At 49.4% G+C, this 20263-nt stretch carries 22 protein-coding genes and 1 riboswitch; all 22 genes read right to left on the bottom strand.

The genetic code is table 11. The features are described 5' to 3' along the window. Window positions 1-101 precede the first annotated feature (101 nt). Window positions 102-1616, bottom strand: a complete 1515-nt coding sequence (atpA, locus tag AC3WQ3_RS02520; RefSeq protein ID WP_153980165.1) for a F0F1 ATP synthase subunit alpha — start codon at window positions 1614-1616, stop codon at window positions 102-104. A 16-nt stretch (window positions 1617-1632) separates the two neighbouring features. Beyond that, window positions 1633-2181 carry a F0F1 ATP synthase subunit delta gene (locus tag AC3WQ3_RS02515; protein ID WP_095291227.1) on the bottom strand — a complete coding sequence of 183 codons (549 nt, stop codon included), beginning with the start codon at window positions 2179-2181 and terminating at the stop codon, window positions 1633-1635. Further along, the gene (gene atpF, locus AC3WQ3_RS02510; protein ID WP_095291225.1) at window positions 2178-2666 is read right to left on the bottom strand and encodes a F0F1 ATP synthase subunit B; all 489 of its coding nucleotides are present in this window, start codon (window positions 2664-2666) and stop codon (window positions 2178-2180) included. The genes AC3WQ3_RS02515 and atpF overlap by 4 nt, the downstream gene beginning before the upstream one ends. Before the next feature lie 114 nt (window positions 2667-2780). Then, entirely contained in the window at window positions 2781-3005 is a 225-nt protein-coding gene (atpE, locus tag AC3WQ3_RS02505; RefSeq protein WP_090922866.1) for a F0F1 ATP synthase subunit C, read from the bottom strand. A 78-nt stretch (window positions 3006-3083) separates the two neighbouring features. After that, window positions 3084-3902 carry a F0F1 ATP synthase subunit A gene (gene atpB / locus AC3WQ3_RS02500; RefSeq protein WP_127537241.1) on the bottom strand — a complete coding sequence of 273 codons (819 nt, stop codon included), beginning with the start codon at window positions 3900-3902 and terminating at the stop codon, window positions 3084-3086. 45 nt (window positions 3903-3947) lie between these two features. Beyond that, entirely contained in the window at window positions 3948-4325 is a 378-nt protein-coding gene (locus AC3WQ3_RS02495; protein WP_153980167.1) for an ATP synthase subunit I, read from the bottom strand. Next, window positions 4318-4572: an AtpZ/AtpI family protein gene (locus tag AC3WQ3_RS02490; RefSeq protein ID WP_153980168.1), complete on the bottom strand. Its 255-nt coding sequence runs from the start codon at window positions 4570-4572 to the stop codon at window positions 4318-4320. Before AC3WQ3_RS02490 ends, AC3WQ3_RS02495 begins: the two co-directional genes overlap by 8 nt. 188 nt (window positions 4573-4760) lie before the next feature. Continuing rightward, entirely contained in the window at window positions 4761-5918 is a 1158-nt protein-coding gene (gene wecB, locus AC3WQ3_RS02485; protein ID WP_095359964.1) for a non-hydrolyzing UDP-N-acetylglucosamine 2-epimerase, read from the bottom strand. A 38-nt stretch (window positions 5919-5956) separates the two neighbouring features. After that, window positions 5957-6586 carry a uracil phosphoribosyltransferase gene (gene upp / locus AC3WQ3_RS02480; RefSeq protein ID WP_127537245.1) on the bottom strand — a complete coding sequence of 210 codons (630 nt, stop codon included), beginning with the start codon at window positions 6584-6586 and terminating at the stop codon, window positions 5957-5959. Window positions 6587-6816: 230 nt separating this feature from the next. After that, a complete protein-coding gene (glyA, locus tag AC3WQ3_RS02475) occupies window positions 6817-8064 on the bottom strand; it encodes a serine hydroxymethyltransferase (protein ID WP_492471368.1) in 1248 nt (415 codons plus the stop codon). Between the two features lie 267 nt (window positions 8065-8331). Then, window positions 8332-8925 carry a TIGR01440 family protein gene (locus AC3WQ3_RS02470; RefSeq protein ID WP_492471367.1) on the bottom strand — a complete coding sequence of 198 codons (594 nt, stop codon included), beginning with the start codon at window positions 8923-8925 and terminating at the stop codon, window positions 8332-8334. Window positions 8926-9067: 142 nt separating this feature from the next. Beyond that, window positions 9068-9149: riboswitch (ZMP/ZTP riboswitch) on the bottom strand. Between the two features lie 137 nt (window positions 9150-9286). Further along, entirely contained in the window at window positions 9287-9859 is a 573-nt protein-coding gene (locus tag AC3WQ3_RS02465) for a low molecular weight protein arginine phosphatase (RefSeq protein ID WP_193723536.1), read from the bottom strand. Window positions 9860-9982: 123 nt separating this feature from the next. Further along, a complete protein-coding gene (locus AC3WQ3_RS02460) occupies window positions 9983-10543 on the bottom strand; it encodes a manganese efflux pump MntP (RefSeq protein WP_127537248.1) in 561 nt (186 codons plus the stop codon). Further along, a complete protein-coding gene (locus AC3WQ3_RS02455) occupies window positions 10507-10770 on the bottom strand; it encodes a hypothetical protein (protein WP_492471366.1) in 264 nt (87 codons plus the stop codon). Before AC3WQ3_RS02455 ends, AC3WQ3_RS02460 begins: the two co-directional genes overlap by 37 nt. After that, window positions 10757-11986 carry an L-threonylcarbamoyladenylate synthase gene (locus AC3WQ3_RS02450; RefSeq protein ID WP_492471365.1) on the bottom strand — a complete coding sequence of 410 codons (1230 nt, stop codon included), beginning with the start codon at window positions 11984-11986 and terminating at the stop codon, window positions 10757-10759. The genes AC3WQ3_RS02455 and AC3WQ3_RS02450 overlap by 14 nt, the downstream gene beginning before the upstream one ends. Window positions 11987-12222: 236 nt before the next feature. Further along, entirely contained in the window at window positions 12223-12885 is a 663-nt protein-coding gene (spoIIR, locus tag AC3WQ3_RS02445) for a stage II sporulation protein R (RefSeq protein ID WP_154894834.1), read from the bottom strand. Between the two features lie 240 nt (window positions 12886-13125). Continuing rightward, a complete protein-coding gene (locus AC3WQ3_RS02440; RefSeq protein WP_492471364.1) occupies window positions 13126-14346 on the bottom strand; it encodes an FtsW/RodA/SpoVE family cell cycle protein in 1221 nt (406 codons plus the stop codon). 248 nt (window positions 14347-14594) lie between these two features. Then, a complete protein-coding gene (locus tag AC3WQ3_RS02435) occupies window positions 14595-15815 on the bottom strand; it encodes an FtsW/RodA/SpoVE family cell cycle protein (protein ID WP_336782170.1) in 1221 nt (406 codons plus the stop codon). Window positions 15816-15900: 85 nt separating this feature from the next. Next, on the bottom strand, window positions 15901-16785 hold the full coding sequence (gene prmC, locus AC3WQ3_RS02430) for a peptide chain release factor N(5)-glutamine methyltransferase (RefSeq protein ID WP_492471410.1): 885 nt from the start codon (window positions 16783-16785) through the stop codon (window positions 15901-15903). 25 nt (window positions 16786-16810) lie between these two features. Then, window positions 16811-17878 carry a peptide chain release factor 1 gene (gene prfA, locus AC3WQ3_RS02425; protein WP_095291198.1) on the bottom strand — a complete coding sequence of 356 codons (1068 nt, stop codon included), beginning with the start codon at window positions 17876-17878 and terminating at the stop codon, window positions 16811-16813. A 393-nt stretch (window positions 17879-18271) separates the two neighbouring features. Then, window positions 18272-18877, bottom strand: coding sequence for an SUKH-4 family immunity protein (locus AC3WQ3_RS02420; protein WP_492471363.1), 606 nt, complete (start codon window positions 18875-18877; stop codon window positions 18272-18274). Window positions 18878-19109: 232 nt separating this feature from the next. After that, entirely contained in the window at window positions 19110-20210 is a 1101-nt protein-coding gene (gene ychF / locus AC3WQ3_RS02415; protein ID WP_127537255.1) for a redox-regulated ATPase YchF, read from the bottom strand. Between the last annotated feature and the right edge of the window lie 53 nt (window positions 20211-20263).

The raw sequence follows: 20263 nt of genomic DNA, 5'->3' as shown, positions 1-20263 counted from the left end.
TCAAAACTACTTCGTAAGCATTATCTTACTTTGAAAGCATCAAAGTTTTACATGCAGACATGCGGAATCGGTTAAACAACTCCGCAGCTGCAATCATCTATTTAGACAGAGACAGCGAAGCTCTTTCTGAACTTCTCGATTGCACCTTTCAGTGCATTTTCGTTGTCTGCAGTCAATTCTTTAGTATCACGGATGGACCCGAGAATTTCCGGATGGTTGCTCTCCATGAACGCAAGGAACTCACGCTCAAAGCGAGTAACGTCACCTGTTGGAATTTCATCCAGGAATCCTTTAACCGCTGTATACAAGCTCACAACCTGCTGTTCAACAGGCAGAGGCTGGTTTACACCCTGCTTCAGGATTTCCATCATGCGGGCACCACGATTCAGGCGGGCCTGAGTCGCTTTGTCCAGATCGGAGCCGAACTGGGAGAACGCTTGAAGCTCACGATATTGAGCGAGGTCGAGACGCAGGGAACCTGCAACCTTTTTCATCGCTTTGATCTGAGCAGAACCACCGACACGGGATACGGAAATACCTACGTTGATCGCCGGGCGTTGTCCAGCATTGAACAAGTCGGCTTCAAGGAAGATTTGTCCGTCTGTGATCGAGATTACGTTCGTTGGAATGTAGGCGGATACGTCGGAAGCCTGTGTTTCAATGAATGGCAGAGCGGTTAAAGAACCACCACCAAGTTCATCATTCAGCTTCGCTGCACGCTCCAGCAAACGGGAGTGCAGATAGAATACGTCACCCGGATATGCCTCACGGCCCGGAGGACGACGAAGCAGCAAGGAGAGCTCACGGTATGCTGCGGCTTGTTTAGTCAAGTCATCATAGATAACGAGAACGTGCTCGCCTTTGTACATGAAGTACTCACCCATTGAACAACCGGAGTAAGGCGCAATGTACAAGAGCGGGGATGGATCAGATGCTGCTGCAGTTACGACGATTGTGTACTCCATTGCGCCTTTACGACGAAGAGTTTCCACAACTTGAGCAACCGTAGATTGCTTCTGACCGATAGCAACGTAGATACACTTCATGCCGCTGCCTTTTTGGTTCAGGATGGCATCGATCGCGATCGATGTTTTACCTGTTTGACGGTCACCGATGATCAACTCACGTTGTCCGCGGCCAATTGGAACCATTGCGTCAATCGCTTTGATACCAGTTTGCATTGGCTCATGAACCGATTTACGATCCATAACGCCTGGTGCTTTACCTTCAACCGGACGGAATTCCGTTGTAGCGATTGGCCCTTTGCCATCTACAGGAATACCGAGCGGGTTCACAACGCGTCCAATCAATGCTTCGCCAACAGGCACTTGCATGATTTGACCTGTACGTTTTACTTGGTCGCCTTCACGGATGTCAGAGTAAGGTCCCAGGATAACGACACCGACATTGCTCTCTTCCACGTTCATGGCGAGGCCCATAACACCGCTTGGGAATTCAACCAACTCGTTGGACATGACATTCTCAAGTCCGTATACACGGGCGATACCGTCACCAACCTCAATAACCGTCCCGACTTCGACTACATCGATATCGTTCTTGTATTGTTCGATCTGGCTCTTAATTAATGTACTGATTTCTTCTGGTTTGATACTCAAGTGTCCTCACCCCAATCTACTGTACTCGTCTGTTAAAAGACTGCTCAAGACGTTCGAGCTTGCCAGCCAAGCTGCCGTCATAGATCGTATCGCCAATGGCGACTTTCAATCCGCCCAGCAGAGTCGAATCGACAATGTTCTCGATACGGATCTTTTTATTCACACGGCCTCCGAATTCACGGGCTACCGCTTCTTTTTCTTCATCATTCAATGCATAAGTCGAGTAAACACGAGCATCGGCAATGCCGAGCGAGTCGCCCTCGATCTTCAGATAATCACTCAAAAGAGCTTCCAGCAGTTCAACACGGCCACGCTCAATCAGGAGCAGAACCGTGCGCAGAACAGGTTCGGACACTTTGCCTTCAAGGCTCGCATGAAGCACGTTCCGCTTGGCTTCATCAGAGATGTTCGGAGATACGATGAACTTGATGATCTCGGCATCCCCAGTCAATCCGCTGACAACCGCACGCAGTTCCTGTTCAACTTCAAGTACCTGCTGCTGCTGGAGAGCGACTTCGAACAATGCTTTCGCATAACGCTTGGCAACTATCGTATCGCGGCTCATTGTCGGCCCCCTACCTCATTGAGGTATTGGTTCACAAGCTCTTCTTGTGCTGGACCGTTCTCAACTTCTTTTTTGATCAATTTGGAAGCAATCTGAACGGAAGCTGTACCCAGTTCGCTGCGAAGCGCTGCAACTGCTTTGTTCTTCTCACTTTCAATTTCACGTACCGCATCGTCTTTCAGACGATTAGCTTCAGCTTTTGCGTCAGCCAGAATTGACTCAGCCTGTTTGCCGCCCGTTTGTTTGGACTGTTCAATGATGTCGTGAGCTTCCTTGCGCGCTTGCTCCAGAGCTTGTTTTTGTTCCTCCACATAGGCAATGGCCTGTTCCCGAGTCTGAGCAGCCTCATTCATCTGCGTCAGCACGAGTTCGCGACGTTTTTCCATGATGGAGAACAAAGGACCGAAAGCATAACGGCTAAGCAGCCAATATAAAATTGCAAATGCGATAATCGCAAGAAGCGTATTTTCCCATACGAAACTCAATCTGTTCACTCCTTCCTGGAGGTATCCTTGAAACGTTCATCCGCATGAACGGACATTACCTAAAAAGAAGGCGCGGATGGCTATGGCCTTCCCCGCCAAACCTTATCAATTTAATTAAGCCGCACCGTAGAACATGAACGCGAGTACCACACCGATGATCGGCAATACCTCGATCAGACCTACCCCGATAAACATTGTTGTTTGAAGAGTGGATTTCGCTTCTGGTTGACGCGCGATTCCTTCTACTGTCTTGCTGATTACCATACCGTTACCGATACCTGCGCCAAACGCGCCCAGTCCTGCAACAATTGCTGCTGCGATTAATGCCATTGCTCCCATTTGTATATCCTCCTTAAAATTATAAATCAAATTTTTTATTGTTCAGCCTGGTGAAGAAATCTTCGTAGGGCTTGGAACTTAATGTTCGTCGTGCGTCTCGATGCTCTGTGAAATGTACACCATCATCAAGATTACAAAAACAAATGCCTGGATCGCGCCGATAAAGATACTAAAGCCTTGCCACACCATCAGCAACGGAATGGCAGCTATTGCGCCAAACACTTTAAACGTAGTTAGCTTCAGGATCGTTGCGATCAGTACCTCACCCGCGAAGATATTCGCGAATAGACGCATACCGTGTGTCAGCAGCTTGGATGCCGTTTCAATCAAGTTGATGGGCAAGAACAAGGCGAATGGCTGAAGGTAGTGCTTGAGATAACCTCTCGTGTTGCGGAACAATCCGAGTCCATGAGATACCATGAACGCAACAAGTGCTAGTCCCATCGTTACCGACAAGTCAGCGGTAGGTGATTTCCACCAAGCCAGCTCAACGTGTGGATGTGCTTCAGGATCCTTGGCATGCGCTTCTTCAAACGCATCGACTGCTGTAACGATCGGTTGATTGAACACCTGTGCCTGACTAACCTCTGTAACTTCCGTAACTGCCTGGAATGGAAGCCCCAGCATGTTACCGACAAAGATGAACATAATCATGGAAAGCGCGAGAGAGATAAAATGTTTCCCTTTCTTCATATCCATCGTGCTGGAAATCAGATTGCGGACGAATTCGACTGCCCACTCCATAAAATTTTGCAGCTTGCCGGGGTTCTCAACGGACAATCTCCGTGTAGCCAGGACAGCAAAAATAAAAACGAGGGCACCTGTAACGACCAACATTAACACAACCGATAGATCCAGTCGAAATCCGCCAAGCATAATAATTGGAGCTTCATGCATATTTTTCTCACCCCTTTCTCGACTTGAAAGCTGCAGCACCTAACTTCATTCTGCTCTACGGGAATAGACGATCCCTATAATCAGTAAGGAAAATTGCGCAATGACCAGTCCGCCTGCAACCGCATATGTATTGAAATACTGCGGAAAGCGCATCGATATGTATATACCGAGCACAGCGAGTGCCGCTCTTGTCAAAAATCCCAGGTTCACACGCTTCAAGTTACCTTCTGCCGCATCATCAGACATTTTCCTTACTTTGTAGCCCAGGTAAAATGCATTGATCCAGCTAATTCCTGTACCCAGGGCCAGTCCCAAAGCAATTGTCTCCACACGTGGCATAAAGGCCGCTGCGAGAAAACAAATCATAAGAAAGTACATGATGGAAACAGTCATCCATCTGCGGTATCTGGTTAGTTCACTCATCACTTTCCCCCATGAATTTTTTCGCGATAAAGTAGATGCTCACTCCACCTGCCGCCAGAAAAAAGAGAACGCTTACGGCGATCCATATTCCGTTACCTCCAATGGTCTTGTCCAACCAGGAGCCAGCGTAATATCCGGCAACAGCGAGAACGGCAATCTCGATCCCAAAAGCTGTCACGAGCCCCATCGCTTTCCATACATTGTTGTCATGGTTACGGGATGAATTTGGTTTGTTCGAATCGGCCATTTTCCACGCCACCCTTGCAATCCCAGTTAATTTTACTGAATGATGAGAGCCTTTGTCAATTGATTGATTTTAGCGTTTTAAAGGGTAAAACGACGGGTTTACAGGCCCCCGGGAGCCCATAAACCCGCGTAAACCGTACAGTTTAACTGTATGCTGTACCCTTTATGATTCAGTCAAAAAAAAACGAATTATTTTTTGAATTTTCTGTGAAATGATTCCGGACGCTCACTATTTACGCCAAAATGGTGCAAAATCGCATTGACAATTCTTTCCGATGCATGTCCATCACCGTATGGATTGGCAGCTTGACTCATACTTGCATACAGCGTTTCATCTGTAAGCAGAGCTTTGGTCCGTTCATAAACACGTTCCTCATCCGTACCCACCAGTTCCAACGTTCCAGCCTCGATGCCTTCAGGGCGCTCCGTTGTATCCCGCAGAACCAGCACGGGCACACCAAACGAAGGCGCTTCTTCCTGCAAACCGCCTGAATCGGTCAAAATCAAGTGAGTATGCGGATAAAAGTTATGCAAATCCACCACGTCTAGTGGATCAATTAATTGAATACGGGGGTGATTCCCCAAAATCGCGTGAGCCGGCTCCTTCACAGCAGGACTTGGATGCACCGGGTACACGATGGCAATATCTTCGAACTCGTCGGCAATCCGTTTGACGGCCTGGAAAATGTTGCGGTGAGGCTCGCCTTGGGATTCACGGCGGTGAGCTGTCATCAGCACAAGACGTTTGCCCTGTGCCCATTCAAGTACCGGATGTGTGTAATCCTGCCGTACTGTATATTGAAACACATCTGTTACCGTGTTGCCTGTGACATAGGTACTAGACTCCGGTTTATTTTCTTTGGCAAGGTTGGAGAAGGACCAATCTGTCGGTGCAAAATGCAAGTCTGCAAGTACGCCGGTCAACTGGCGGTTCATTTCCTCCGGATACGGAGACAGCTTGTTCCACGTACGAAGGCCTGCTTCCACATGGCCCACCTGAATCTGCTGCAGAAACGCTGCATAGCTGGCTACAAACGTAGTCAGCGTATCCCCGTGAACAAGCACGATATCAGGTTTTGCTTCGCGCAGTACAGGCTCCAGGCCACCAAGCACACGAATCGTGATTTCATTCAGCGTTTGGCGATCTTTCATCACGTCCAGATCATAGTCCGGTTGAATGTTAAACACTTCTAGAACCTGATCCAGCATTTGACGATGTTGTGCGGTCACACAGACGATGGATTCGATAGATTCGGGATGTTTCTGAAGTTCCAAAATAAGCGGAGCCATCTTGATGGCTTCCGGACGAACTCCGAATATCGTCATGACTTTAATTTTCTTGGACATTCAAGCAAAGCCCCTTTTCTATTCAGCATGCAGCATGCTTATTTAGTGCCGTACAGTCGGTCTCCTGCATCTCCCAGTCCTGGGACGATATAACCGTGATCATCCAGACGATCATCCAGTGCAGCCACGTAGATGTCCACATCCGGGTGCGCGTCCTGAACTGCTTTTACACCTTCAGGTGCTGCCACAAGGTTCATCATTTTGATTTGGGTGCAGCCGCGTTTTTTGAGCACGTCAATTGCAGCAATGGCAGATCCGCCAGTTGCCAGCATTGGGTCGATGACAATCAACTCACGCTCCGTAACATCCGTAGGAAGCTTCGTGTAGTATTCAACAGGTTGCAGTGTTTCCGGGTCACGGAACAAACCAACATGTCCTACTTTTGCCGCAGGAAGCAGTTTAACAACGCCATCCAGCATTCCCAGACCTGCACGCAGGATTGGTACCAGACCAAGCATACGTCCAGAGATGACTTTTCCTTGTGTTTCAGCTACAGGTGTTTGCACATCAATAGATTCGAGCGGAATCTCTCTTGTAATCTCGTACGCCATCAGCGTGGCCACTTCATCCACCAATTCGCGGAAATCTTTCGTATTCGTACGCATGTCGCGTATAAACGTCAGTTTGTGTTGAATCAAGGGGTGATCACATATTACTAATTTTCCCATCTAATTTGTCCCTCCGGTAAGTTCTTCATGTACAGCATTACCAATAATGCCTAATTATCATTCATAGGCCCGATAAATCCTGTATATTATATCATCACCTACACCGAATTACACCATCAAAGGACATGTAATCATTACAGAAAACCGAATACTATAAAAATAGGACCGGAAACTTGGCATGTTCCGGTCCTTTTTGCTCTAGTTGTACAATAATTCCATGTGTAGATGGACTAGTATTTCAGATCTGTGTACAGCGGGAATTGGTCTGTCAAAGCCGTCACTTCCGCACGAGCTTCATGCAGTTTCGCTGTATCTTTAGGATTTTTCAAGGTTTTGGCAATGATTTTACCAATAGCAACCATGGCTTCCTCGTTCATGCCACGGGAAGTAGCTGCCGGAGTACCAATACGAATGCCGCTCGTTACAAACGGGCTGGTCGGATCAAATGGAATTGCATTTTTGTTCACGGTAATACCGATGGAATCGAGGACATGCTCAGCTTCCTTACCTGTGATGTTCACGCTGCGAGTGTCGATCAGCATCAAGTGGTTGTCTGTACCGCCGGATACAATGTTCAATCCTTCGGCAATCAGTGTTTCAGCCAAAACCTGAGCGTTTTTCACTACGTTTTGTGCATAAGTTTTGAACGAAGGCTGCAGGGCCTCACCCAGTGCTACCGCTTTGGAAGCAATAACGTGCATCAAAGGTCCACCTTGGGAACCTGGGAATACCGCTTTATCAATTGCAGCTGCCCAGGATTTGCGGCACAGGATCATACCGCCACGAGGTCCGCGCAGCGTTTTGTGTGTTGTCGTTGTTACGAAATGGGCATGAGGAACCGGGCTCGGATGCAATCCGGCAGCAACCAGTCCTGCAATGTGGGCCATGTCCACCATGAACAATGCACCTACATCGTTTGCGATAGAAGCGAGTTTTTCAAAATCAATCGTACGCGGGTATGCACTTGCGCCTGCAACAATCAGACGAGGACGGTGCTTGAACGCTGCTTTGCGCACTTCATCGTAATCGATCAGGAAAGTATCTTCCTGTACGCCATAGGCCACGAAATTGTAGAGCAAACCAGATGCATTCACTGGGCTACCGTGAGTCAAGTGTCCACCATGAGCAAGGTTCATGCCCAGCACCGTGTCACCAGGTTTCAACGCTGCAAGATATACTGCCATATTCGCTTGTGCTCCCGAGTGAGGCTGTACGTTTACGTGCTCAGCGCCAAACAGTTCCTTCGCGCGGTCACGTGCGATATCTTCCACAACATCCACATGCTCGCAGCCACCATAATAACGTTTGCCTGGGTATCCTTCAGCGTACTTGTTTGTCAGTACAGATCCAAGTGCCTCAATTACCGCTTCACTTACGATGTTCTCGGATGCAATCAGCTCAATGTTGTTCTGTTGGCGTTTCAACTCCAAATTCATCGCTTCAAGTACTGCAGGGTCATTCTTACGCAATTGTTCCATGTTTAAATTCCTCCCAGTATATTAGTGAAGTTATAAAGCAAAATTAAAAGGTTACACTCGCCACTCCGAACGCAGCACAATCTTCCGATCGCTGTTATCCCCAGATTTTTTGAATCCCCCTTTAAAGGGGAAATCCGGTGATAGCCTATGCTTCCGATGTAGCTTTCTTTCAGAAAGCTTTTAGGCGAGCACTTCGTTTCTCCAGATTTGTCCTGCACTCTCCGTTTTCGTGTAAACATTAATTTCGCTTTATAGTAGGTTGAAGATTTAGTCGCAAAATGTCGAATCTGGTTGCTCTTCCATCTGATACACCGCACGTTCGCCGCCAATCAGCTTCGGACGGGTCAAGGCTGTCGTCACACGGGCTTCCCCAATGTAGCGAAGCGCTGTACGGAAGGGAACTGCCACATGCCGTAAGTGCATGCCAATCATGGTTTCCCCGATATCCACTCCCGCATGAGCCTGCACAAGTTCAGCCAGGCAAGGATCACTCAGCGAGCGATAAGCTGCGGATGCCATGGAACCGCCTGCCTTGGGAACGGGCACGGCACCCACTTCAGTCAAACCAAGACGTGTGAGCAATGAACGCTCCATCACCAGTGCGCGATTCAAGTGTTCACAGCACTGGAACACAGGCTCGAAACCGAATTCCTGCTGTACCTCGCGGATCCCTGCAAGAAGCTGCTGTGCTACATCAACGGCACCACTCGTACCGATCTTCTGGCCTGCAACCTCGCTTGTGCTTGTACCGATCACAACAATCTGTCCAGGTCCAAGCTTTCCGGCAAGTGCCAGTTCACGCAGAATGGATGCGGTCTGTTCCTGCAATCCGGGTTGTTCCGAATCTAACTCAATAGTCATCCTATCGCCTCCCGATAAAATCATGCCTGACTTCCTCACGGCAGCCCGCTCTTGTATTCATGCACGGCATCTCAGGTACTATTATAGCGAATAATCAGATGAAAGACGAAAAAAAGAGCAGTCTGCGGGTATCGCAGAATTGCTCTTTTGCCCAGGCGACCGGCCGTTTGTTCCGGTGCTCCATTGTGGTTGTGCCCACTTCGTCGCCAGTTACACCGGATCCCTGTTTTCCCCTTCATCATAAAACAACCCACGCTTAAAATCAACGGGTAATTTACACTACATGTTCGTTTTTGCATATAAAAATAAATTTGGAAATGGTTCATCACTGCCCAATTACATTGCCCTGCATAATCCCGGTTTATCCCAACTTGTCCAGAAGCCGATCCAATGCCGTCCTGATCTCTGCAGCAGCAATATTATAATCGTCACGACTGCCCCCGAATGGGTCGGATATATCAAAGCTTGGAATGCGCTGGCGGATCTCGATCACGCGCTCACGCTCTGATGCCAGAATCTCCTGACCGAGTGCACGCTTCAGTTCCAGTGTGGCGAACAGGCTGTCCAGTTCCTGAAGATCATTCAGAACCTGATCATCATTCTCCACATACTCTTTCAGCGTGTACGTCTTGTGTACCGAATCCGGAAAAACCTGCATGACATGCTGTTTATGGCTTCGCGTTAACGTAAGGACCAAATCCGCCCAGCCAATCAGGCTCGCGTCAAGCTGGGTAGATTGACCAGGCCCTTCCGCCTGGTGATCTCTTAATACAGCTTCGGCATGACGGGAAATCGGCATTCCCGATGCTGCCGCCACACCTGCAGAACGAACCTCTACCTGAATGCCCCGTTCCGCTGCGAGCTTGCGCAAAAGCCCCTCCGCCATGGGGCTGCGGCACGTATTTCCTGTACATACAAACAAAATATGTTTCATTGTGATAGCCTCCCCATTTCACAAATGTTGTCGAATGATGCAATATTTTAATTTTAAATGATGAAAATTTAAAGAGTATCGTTATGACTGCTCAAGGGCTGCAACTGCTCCGCTCTATGACTATTAAAAAATAAACAACAGTCCAAACGCAAGCAGGATGGCTCCGCCAATCGCTTCACCATAATCACCAAGGTTCTGGCTCACTCGTCTTCCCAGCAGCAGACCCATGACGGACATGATTCCACCGCATGCACCAAAGGCAAGTACAGTCAGTACCAGATCACTGCTAAACATGCCGAGGGATACCCCAACGGAAAACGAATCCACACTCACACTGAGTGAAAATAAGATCACACCCAGCATGGAGCGATGGTCCACCAGCTTGGTGTCACCTTCACGAAATGCATTCAGAATCATGTGACCCCCAAGCAAAACGAGCAATCCGCCTGCAGCATACGTCGTGATGTCCCCAAGAAGTGAACTGACGTATTTCCCCGTGTACATACCGATCAGCGGCATGATCACATGGAACAGGGCCGTGACAAAACTGATCCGCAGCACATCACGCAAACGAATGCCTTTCATGCCAATCCCAATACCCAGCGAGAAGGCATCCAGCCCAAGGGCGACGGCCATAATCAAAATGGTTACCAACTGCCCCAGATGGGCAGACACATCCCACATTCCCATACCCCCAAGTCACGTAAAGGTTCTTGTACACGATATGCGGACAAGGACACAAACATGACGGGAGATAGAGAATGAATAGTCAGAGAGTTGCAGGCAGGCGTGTCAAAAGAGGATTGGTCTAATCGGCAGGCCGTGGTTGGTGGTGCCTGCTGCCACGGCCTGCCGATCAGGTGGACCGGAGAGACGTCGACAGCTCCGGTCATGGTGTTACTGGTCCCCAACCTGTATAAGTTGGTGACCAGCAGCCTTGAGCAGCCGATTCATGACGGCTGCGCCCAGCCCTTCGCGTGAGCAGGCTTCAGCCACAATGTATGTGGCGCCCTGCTCATCGCAGCTGCGCAGCGCGGCGTACAGCCGGCGCGCTGCTTCTTCAAGCTCGCTGGCATTGCCCAGCGAGAATACGGCATCGGCGCGGTACTGCTCCGCGTGCTCGGCGAACGCCAGCACCGCGGTGCGCTCTCCGCGCTGCGCCGCCTCCGCGAGGGCGGCGCTGATCCAGGCCGCCACGGCTGGCGGCGGCCCCTCTACCACGCACAGCGCCCCTGTGGGCGCATAGTGCGTGTACTTCATGCCCGGCGAGCGCGGCGCCGGGCTGCCTTCGCCTTCGGACCCACCCGCGAGAATCGCCGGGTCCGTGGCGACACGGGCGGAAACGGCGGACAACTGTTCCGCCGTAATGCCGCCAGGGCGCAGGATGGTGACGGTACCGTCGTCACCGACCTGCACTACCGTGGACTCGACGCCCACACCCGTGGGGCCGCCGTCCACAATGCCGCCGATGCGGCCAGCCAGATCCTCGCTTACATGTGAAGCGAGCGTCGGGCTCGGCCGCCCGGAGCGGTTAGCGCTCGGCGCTGCCACCGGGCACGCCGCCGCTGCGAGCAGCTGCAGAGCTACCGGGTGATCCGGCATGCGGACACCCACCGTATCCAAGCCAGCCGTAACCCGCGGGGATACGGCCCCTGGCTTAACAGGCAGCACAATGGTGAGCGGACCTGGCCAAAAGGCCTCAATCAGCGCTTCTGCCGCCTCATTCACTTCCGTAACCAGTGAATCCAGCTGATCGCGATGTGCGATATGCACAATGAGCGGATTATCTGACGGGCGGCCTTTGGCTTCAAATATAGCCTCTACCGCGGCTGTACTGCGCGCATCCGCGCCCAAACCGTATACCGTCTCTGTCGGAAACGCAACAGTCTGGCCTTGACGAATGCAGGCAGCGGCAGCCTGCAAGTCAGCGAGTGCCTGCTGATAGGCGCTCTTTTTTTTCTCATCGGATCCCTGTCCCTCAGGTTCACCCATAACCAAATTACCCACAACATGCGGCTGTTTCTCACTCATCAATGCTCTGACATCCCACACCGAGGTAAGCAATCCTTCTGGGTTGCCCGAATCTTTGTTTCCTGTGTATTGGTATTGGTCTTGTTCTCTACTCATATATCCATCATCCCTAAACTTCAATAGGTTAGTAACCGCGGGCCTCGACCTTGACGGTAGCTGTCTTGCTTACATTTCGAATACCTATAATTATAGCATATCTGTTCAACCTAAGAACGGGCTCGCTATCTCTCTTATAAACCCCATCCCTTAAGCATGACAGCCATTCATTGATAAATGGGGCAAAAGGGCAGCTTCCTGTATCGAAGTTGCCCTTCCCTATCATTCTCACGATATTATGCAAACAATCCGGCTACCCAATCCCATAGTTTAACCGCCAGATCCACCAGGAAAAAACGCGCTTCCGGTGTTGCTCCCTGGACAGATGCTTCAGCATCTCCAGGCTCAGCAGCAGCTGCTGCAGATACCGTAGACGGATTTGCCAGTGCATCCCCTGTGCTTGCATCAATGAAGCATAGCGGCGGAAACAGCACACACCACCAATTCTGACCCTTTCCTTCTCCCAGTGTTATACGCACCGCTTCATAATCACCTGCGGGATATACCGTACCTCCATATAGTTTGGTAGGGAACGGAACGACACCAAGCTCCACTTGATATGGATAGTCCAGTCCACGGCTCGCCAGCTCTTCTCCCACCCGATCTTCGATTTCAGACAAATGCTCACGAATGACATGGCGTGCATCATCCAGACTTTGCGGATTATCCAGCTCTGTAACCCACTCACTCATCTGGGCAACCACAGCATCCCGAATCTCGCGTTTTACCAGTTGGTCCCCTGGCGCATCCGAATTCGCTAGAATCCGCAAACGGATGGATTGCTCCGGAATCGCTGTAGCGGCTACAGCTGCATCCGTCTTCTGACCTTCCCACATCATAATAATCATCATAAGACAAACGATAATAAGTCCCATTTGTTTCACTGTTCTTCTGCTCATCCCGTTCTCCCCCTCGGCTCCCGTGATCATGTTCCCTGCAACTCTCTCATGTCTATCAGTATGCCCGGAAGAGACAGAAGTAAACCTAGTAAAAATCATAAATCTAGCAAATTCATTCTCTTATTTTAACGTGGTTGAGCGGAATTAAGAAAAGGCTGACCACATCTGTTACAGGTGTGCATCAGCCATGCTTAAGAGACCTATGGAACCCAACTGTTAATACATAACCCTATTCGATGATTACAACGCGCTCTTTTCTTTCCTCAGCAAATGCAGTAACCGGTCTGGCAAACCAGGCTTCTGCTCTCCAAGCAGCAGGTCATCTTCCTCTTCATCTCCATATAATTTAATGCTCATGACCAGTCCGATACAAGCCATATTAATGAGCAATGAAGTCCCGCCATAACTGATGAACGGAAGGGTAATCCCTGTTAGTGGCATCAGTCCGAGGAACGCACCTATGTTTTCAAACACTTGGTATAACAACATGCCAATAATGCCTACAATAATGACCGGCCCCGCCCGATCCTTGCATTCCATACCGATCAGAACCATTCGGTGAATCAGAATGAAGTACAGCAGTAACAACACCGACGCCCCCACAAAACCGAATTCTTCAGCGATAACGACAAAGATGGAATCCGAATAGGTATACGGCACGCGTCCACTTTGGACGGAAGTTCCCTGCAAGTACCCTTTGCCGACAATGCCTCCTGAGCCTATAGCCAAGCCGGCATTTTTGGTGTGCCATGTCGCCTTGGATGTAGCCTTTTCCGGTACGAGCCAGGGATCTATCCGTTCTGCCCAGTGTTCACGGCCTACCTTCTCGAGAAAAGTAAAGATTTCATCATGATATGTCGTGTAGGCTTTGACAAAGCCAAAGAAAGTTATAGCTACAATACCAAGACCAATGATTGCATGCTTTAGCTTGATATTACCGATCCACAATACCGCGGCTAAGATGACAACGTAACCCAGGGCGTTGCCCAAATCATTTTGAATCATGACGAGTGCAAACGGAACGAACGCCCAACATCCGATGGGAATGATATCTCTCCAGAACCCGAGCGTGTTTCGCTGGCGCTTCACAAGCAAATGTGCAAGAAACAGGATCAGGATTAACTTGAATAACTCCGCAGGTTGAAACGAGAGGTTATCCCCAAGCTTGATCCAGCCATTGGCATTATTAATAGGGCCGCCCACAAAGTTGACGAGAACAAGCAGAACGATTCCTAAGGCATACAGATAAAAAGCATATTTCACATACAGTTTGTAATTTACTAGACCGATGCCCACTACTGCGACAAATCCTATGATATAAAACAACAAGGTTTTGATATGATGCTTGGCCAAAGTGGCATCCGTCTGTGTACCACTGTAAATGGCAAACACACTTGCGATCATCAGCAAAAACAATACAAAAAGAATTACACCGTCCATCTTTTTCAGCATTCTCAACATAAATGCAATCTTCCTCCCGGATAGTCATACGTTTTTTCCAAATTGACTTATTATTTCCATTGTATAAAATAGAGAGATAAATTGGAAATTATAATCACCGTGTGGAGGATGGATTTCAACTTACATAGCCATTAGAGAAAATCTGGCAAAAGAAAAACCCTGGAAGCACCAGATCCAAATGGCTTGGATTGATCTTTCCAGGGTTCTATGACTCACTTGATTTTGTTTTCTATACCTGACAAAAGGAATTACTGTTCCTGCTGGGACGGTTTCCTTCTGAACAATTTGAGGACGATATCCGTAATCCCCGGTTGTTCTGCGGAGCCCAGAATATCCTCGTTCTCTTCCGTATGAACCTTGATACTCATCACGATCCCCATACTGATCATGTTAATCATGATTGAGGTACCACCCGAACTGATAAACGGCAGCGTAATCCCTGTGAGCGGCATTAGACCAATAAACGGACCGATGTTGACAAAAATCTGGTAAAGCAGCATCGCTATAATGCCCACAATGAGATAAGGCCCTGCGCGATCTTTACATTCGAGCGCAATAAGTACCAGCCTGTGGATGAGAATAAAGTACAGCAGCAGCAGCACTGAAGCACCTACAAAGCCAAACTCCTCCCCAATCTGCACAAAGATCGAGTCGGCATAAGCCAGCGGTACCCGATTTGACTGAATCGTTGTACCTTCCAAGTATCCTTTACCACTAATGCCCCCAGAACCAATCGCCAGCTTCGCGTTATAGGTCTGCCAGAGCACGTCTCTGGAAGTCTGATCCGGCACGAGCCATGGGTCGAAACGGTCTGCCCAGTGTGAACGCCCAACGTCCTTCAGAAATTTAACAATCTCATCATGATAATGAATATAAGCTTGTATACCGCCAACAAAAGCAGCGACTGCAATAACAAAACCAATAAGAGCATGAGAGAATTTAATATTACCAATCCATAACAGGCCCACGAGAATAATTACATAACTCAGTGCATTCCCCAAGTCATTTTGAAGAAGTACGAGTAGCAGTGGCGGCAAAACACAGAGTGAGACCGGAATGACATCACGTCCAAAATAAAGCGGACGATTCTTCTTTCGGGCTAATAAGGCGGACAAGAACACAATCAGGCATAGCTTGAACAATTCGGCAGGCTGTAAACTTACACCGAATATGGATAACCAGCCCTTTGCCCCGTAATACTCTTTACCAAAGAACATAACAAAAATAAGCAAGAGCATACCTACGCCATAGATATACAGATAGTTTTTGATAATGAATTTGTAATTAATCATCGACATTCCAAAAAAGACCACAAAGCCCAAAATATAATACATAACGGCACTTTGCGTGAGTCCCTCCAGCTTTGGCCTGCCAAAGGTCGTACTATAGATCGACAAAATACTGATAACCATCAATATAACTAATATAAAAACAATCGAGTAGTCTATCTTTTTGAATTTATGCAGCATGTAGTTATGTTCCCCCAAGCATTCAGCAATCTTCGGTATATCCCATTGTAGAGGATTTCGCGGCAAAAAGAAAACCCGCAGAACCTTACATTTTCGTCACCTGTTCCGAAGTACGAACACCCAGGACATGCCGCTCGATCCCGGCAAGGTCCGGAACAATGATAATTTCCGGCCAGTGTCCGGCAGATTCAAGCAATGCGGCGATGTCGCGAGCTTGTCCCTGACCGAGTTCAAAACCAATGACCTGCGGCGGCGCAGGCAGCAGTGCCAGCTGTTCCAGCATGACCCGGTACGGTGCCAATCCGTCCGGACCGCCGTCCAGTGCCGTGCGCGGCTCATGATCGCGCACCTCGGGCTGCAGCCCGGCGATATCCGCTGCCGGGATATATGGCGGGTTGGACACCAGAATGTCCACCCGAACCCCTGCGAACGGGGCCAGCAGATCGCCTTCGCGGAAGTCAATCTGTACCCCGTTCGCGGCCGCGTTCCGCGCGGCCACCTGCAGTGCCGCCGCCGAGATGTCTCCGGCGCCGACCTGCCAGCGCGGGCGCTGCGAGGCGATCGTCACCGCGATCGAACCGCTGCCCGTGCCAATATCGACGGCAAGCGGAGCGCCGCCGGGAAACACGCGGTCGGCTTCGCGCAGCACAGCCTCGACCAGCAGCTCTGTCTCCGGCCGCGGAATCAGCACGGCCGGCGTGACCTCGAACGGCAGCCCATAGAACTCCTGGCTGCCGATGATATATTGCGCCGGCTCACCCGCAGCCTTGCGCGTGACGGCGTCCTCCCAGCGGCTGCGCAGCTCGCTGGGGAAGGGTTCCGGCTGCATCATGTAATACGCGGCGCCATAGACGCCGAGTACATGCTCCAGCAGCAGCCGGGCATTATTCTGCGGCTCGTACACGCCGCTCTTTTCCAAAAAAGAGGAAGCCTCCACGAAGGCTTCCCGACAGCTCTGTTCCGGCGTCATTACAAACTGCGCGCGGTTCACAGCATTATTCTCCTCTATCCATCATCTCGGTCTGCTCGGCAATCGTCAGCGCAGACAGGATTTCTTCAATCTCTCCGTTCATGACCTGATCCAATTTGTGCATGGTCAGACCAATGCGGTGATCTGTTACACGGCTTTGCGGGAAGTTGTACGTACGAATCCGCTCACTGCGGTCCCCCGTACCTACTTTACTCTTCCGTTCCCCTGCAATTTTCGCTTCTTCTTCCTGGCGCATCATATCGAAGATCCGGGTACGCAATACTTGCAGCGCTTTTTCCTTGTTCGAGTTCTGAGATTTACCATCCTGACATGTCGCTACGATTCCGGTCGGAACGTGCGTTACCCGTACAGCAGATTTCGTCGTGTTAACTGACTGTCCGCCGGCACCACTGGAACAGAACGTATCCACGCGAATGTCTTTATCATGAATTTCAATATCGAAATCTTCAGCTTCAGGCATAACGGCAACCGTTGAAGTGGAGGTATGAATCCGTCCACCTGATTCGGTTGTAGGGATACGTTGTACACGGTGTGCACCACTCTCGTACTTCATTTTGCTGTATGCACCGCGGCCGTTGATGAGGAAAATAACCTCTTTGAATCCGCCGACATCATTCGTATTGGCATCCATCAATTCCACGCGCCAGCCTTGATTATCGGCATAACGTGTGTACATGCGGTATAGATCCGCTGCAAACAATGCCGCTTCATCTCCACCCGCTGCTCCGCGAATTTCCACGATGACGTTTTTGTCGTCATTCGGGTCTTTCGGCAGCATGAGAACACGAATCAGTTCGTCCAGTTCTTTCTGACGGGCACTGAGTTCTTCGATTTCCATTTTGACCATTTCACGCATCTCGTCATCCAGCTTCTCGCCTTGCATTTCTTTCGCTGCTTCGAGATCCTGACTCACCTGTTTGTACTCATTGTATGCTTCGTACGTCGGCTGCAGATCGGATTGCTCTTTGGAATACTCACGCAGCTTTTTGTTATCGCTTGCCACATCCGGGTCACAGAGCAGCTCGCTAAGCTTGTCATAACGGTCTGCCAATGCCTGTAATTTATCCAACATATATAGTCACCTCACGATTTATTTTTGGTGATGCGCTGCACGTTTTCTCCGGGCAGTCGCTCCATGTTCATTATTTATATCATCTATTTTCATAACGCATAGGTTCTGAGCCAAACCGAACCCTGACCGTAACATTCATTAATGACCGACGCAACATCGCTACAACGTCATCAAATCCTTTACATTTAAGTAATATAAAAGAGCTCATGTACCTTATGCAGAGTCCCGCTATGTCTTATAAAAAGCGAGCTAAATCAACCTAGGTACACGACTCTTAATTATAGCATATTCTTCTCAACCTGAACAGATGCTTTTCCACCTGCCTACAGGTTCGCTTTGGATTACGGCACAAGTAACGATGGCATTATTATATTATACTTCAATGAATATCAGCTACAACAAGCCATCTTCAAGCTGTTCAAGCACCAGGCTCCACCAAGCTTTTTCATTCGATAAACTACCCGGATCCTGTTCGGCAAAGAAAGCCCGGAGTTCGCTTATGGCCTCTTTTCGGCCGGATACATGGCCCTTTTTCTTTCCTGGTGTAAGCTCTCCCCTTTGAAAAGCTGCCAGTTTGGCTTGGGCTTCTTCAAGTGTCATCACACTGGGCTCATGCACCTCAGAGAAATTCTCAATAAATTGAGCGTAACGCTGGAGAAATTCAAGAAACTGAACCAGACTAGTGTTGATCAACCCGTGTTCCCCTGACGATGCTTCTACCGAGTAAACTGCGCCCGTTCCTGTCTCCACACCGAGCAAGGCTGCCGTTTCCTCCCACTCATATCCGATCGGCAGAAGCGTAGCGAAGCCGTCATCACGTTGTACCTGAATCAAGCCTCGTTCCGGCATGGACCGAAAATGGACACCAAGCAGATCGTTACCCTCATCGCGAAACTGGGGTACTCCCTCAACAAGAAGCAGATCACTAATTTCTCTCGGTAAATGCATCGCTTTCACATATGCTTCATCATATTGAATACGAGATACTGCATCCTCCATTGTCCAGCCTCCTCCATGCCCTTTTCCTCTATTATATCCACACTGCGCAAACAATCCAGTATAAGCAGAACAAGCGGGTTGCCAGCACGGATCCTTCCCTCCTATTCTCGCCTATTCCCTCTGATCTGCGCGTTACACCCTTCATCCCAAATAAAAAAACCTGCCATCTTCAGGGAAGACAGCAGGGCTGTTCGTGTCTATCATGTACTGCTTAGATTGATTGGTTATACGCTTATACGTTGAAACGGAAGTGCATAACATCTCCGTCATTGACAACATATTCTTTACCTTCCAAACGAAGCTGTCCGCGTTCTTTGGCACCGTTCATGGAACCAGCTGCAACCAGGTCTTCATAGGAAACGACTTCTGCACGAATGAATCCGCGCTCGAAGTCCGTATGAATTACACCCGCTGCGCCCGGTGCTTTTGTACCCTTGCGGATCGTCCACGCACGAACTTCCTGTACACCTGCCGTGAAGTATGTGTACAGACCCAGCAGCTTGTAAGCGGCTTTGATCAACAAGTTCAGACCGGAATCCTCGATACCGAGCTCTTCCAGGAACATTTGCTTGTCTTCGCCTTCCAGCTCGGAGATTTCTTCTTCGACTTTTGCACTGATCGGCACCACTTCTGCATTTTCAGCAGCCGCAAATTCTCTTACTTTTTGCACATAGGCATTGTTCGCCACATCACCGATTTCATCCTCGGCTACGTTAGCTGCATACAGAACCGGCTTCAGGGTAAGCAGGTGCAGATCACGTACGATCAGACGCTCTTCGTCTGTCAATTCCATGCTGCGTGCCGGCTTATCTTCGTACAGAACTGCCTTCACTTTCTCCAGTACTTCCACTTCTTGAGCAGCCTGCTTGTTGCCGCCCTTCATGTTTTTCTTGGAGCGTTCGATTTTTTTCTCAACACTCTCGATATCAGCCAGGATCAGCTCCAGATTAATCGTCTGGATGTCGCTTACCGGGTCAATTTTGCCATCTACGTGAGTGATATTCTCATCAACAAAGCAGCGTACCACATGGACAATCGCATCCACTTCACGAATATGGGCAAGGAACTTGTTACCCAGACCTTCGCCTTTGCTTGCGCCGCGCACAAGCCCTGCGATATCTACGAATTCAAATGCTGTAGGTACTGTCTTCTTCGGTACAACGAGTTCTGTCAATTTGTCCAAACGCTCGTCCGGTACTTCAACGATCCCCACGTTCGGGTCAATCGTACAGAACGGATAGTTTGCCGACTCGGCACCTGCTTGTGTAATTGCGTTAAACAGAGTGGATTTACCAACGTTAGGCAGGCCCACGATTCCAGCTTTCAAAGCCATGTATATGACAACTCCTCATTCATTACTTGTTCGGTATGGATAATCCTATACAT

This window comes from Paenibacillus sp. FW104-T2 (assembly GCF_058789975.1).
Note: the sequence above shows the minus strand (reverse complement) of the source record. Positions and strands in the feature narration are given on the sequence as shown.

What these genes read in the sequence shown, in the direction of transcription:
- AC3WQ3_RS02515 (WP_095291227.1), bottom strand. Translation starts at nt 2,181, where the DNA reads ATGAGCCGCGATACGATAGTTGCCAAGCGTTATGCGAAAGCATTGTTC.
- atpE (WP_090922866.1), bottom strand. Translation starts at nt 3,005, where the DNA reads ATGGGAGCAATGGCATTAATCGCAGCAGCAATTGTTGCAGGACTGGGC.
- atpB (WP_127537241.1), bottom strand. Translation starts at nt 3,902, where the DNA reads ATGCATGAAGCTCCAATTATTATGCTTGGCGGATTTCGACTGGATCTA.
- AC3WQ3_RS02495 (WP_153980167.1), bottom strand. Translation starts at nt 4,325, where the DNA reads ATGAGTGAACTAACCAGATACCGCAGATGGATGACTGTTTCCATCATG.
- AC3WQ3_RS02490 (WP_153980168.1), bottom strand. Translation starts at nt 4,572, where the DNA reads ATGGCCGATTCGAACAAACCAAATTCATCCCGTAACCATGACAACAAT.
- wecB (WP_095359964.1), bottom strand. Translation starts at nt 5,918, where the DNA reads ATGTCCAAGAAAATTAAAGTCATGACGATATTCGGAGTTCGTCCGGAA.
- upp (WP_127537245.1), bottom strand. Translation starts at nt 6,586, where the DNA reads ATGGGAAAATTAGTAATATGTGATCACCCCTTGATTCAACACAAACTG.
- glyA (WP_492471368.1), bottom strand. Translation starts at nt 8,064, where the DNA reads ATGGAACAATTGCGTAAGAATGACCCTGCAGTACTTGAAGCGATGAAT.
- AC3WQ3_RS02470 (WP_492471367.1), bottom strand. Translation starts at nt 8,925, where the DNA reads ATGACTATTGAGTTAGATTCGGAACAACCCGGATTGCAGGAACAGACC.
- AC3WQ3_RS02465 (WP_193723536.1), bottom strand. Translation starts at nt 9,859, where the DNA reads ATGAAACATATTTTGTTTGTATGTACAGGAAATACGTGCCGCAGCCCC.
- AC3WQ3_RS02460 (WP_127537248.1), bottom strand. Translation starts at nt 10,543, where the DNA reads ATGTGGGATGTGTCTGCCCATCTGGGGCAGTTGGTAACCATTTTGATT.
- AC3WQ3_RS02450 (WP_492471365.1), bottom strand. Translation starts at nt 11,986, where the DNA reads ATGAGTAGAGAACAAGACCAATACCAATACACAGGAAACAAAGATTCG.
- spoIIR (WP_154894834.1), bottom strand. Translation starts at nt 12,885, where the DNA reads ATGAGCAGAAGAACAGTGAAACAAATGGGACTTATTATCGTTTGTCTT.
- AC3WQ3_RS02440 (WP_492471364.1), bottom strand. Translation starts at nt 14,346, where the DNA reads ATGTTGAGAATGCTGAAAAAGATGGACGGTGTAATTCTTTTTGTATTG.
- AC3WQ3_RS02435 (WP_336782170.1), bottom strand. Translation starts at nt 15,815, where the DNA reads ATGCTGCATAAATTCAAAAAGATAGACTACTCGATTGTTTTTATATTA.
- prmC (WP_492471410.1), bottom strand. Translation starts at nt 16,785, where the DNA reads ATGACGCCGGAACAGAGCTGTCGGGAAGCCTTCGTGGAGGCTTCCTCT.
- prfA (WP_095291198.1), bottom strand. Translation starts at nt 17,878, where the DNA reads ATGTTGGATAAATTACAGGCATTGGCAGACCGTTATGACAAGCTTAGC.
- AC3WQ3_RS02420 (WP_492471363.1), bottom strand. Translation starts at nt 18,877, where the DNA reads ATGGAGGATGCAGTATCTCGTATTCAATATGATGAAGCATATGTGAAA.
- ychF (WP_127537255.1), bottom strand. Translation starts at nt 20,210, where the DNA reads ATGGCTTTGAAAGCTGGAATCGTGGGCCTGCCTAACGTTGGTAAATCC.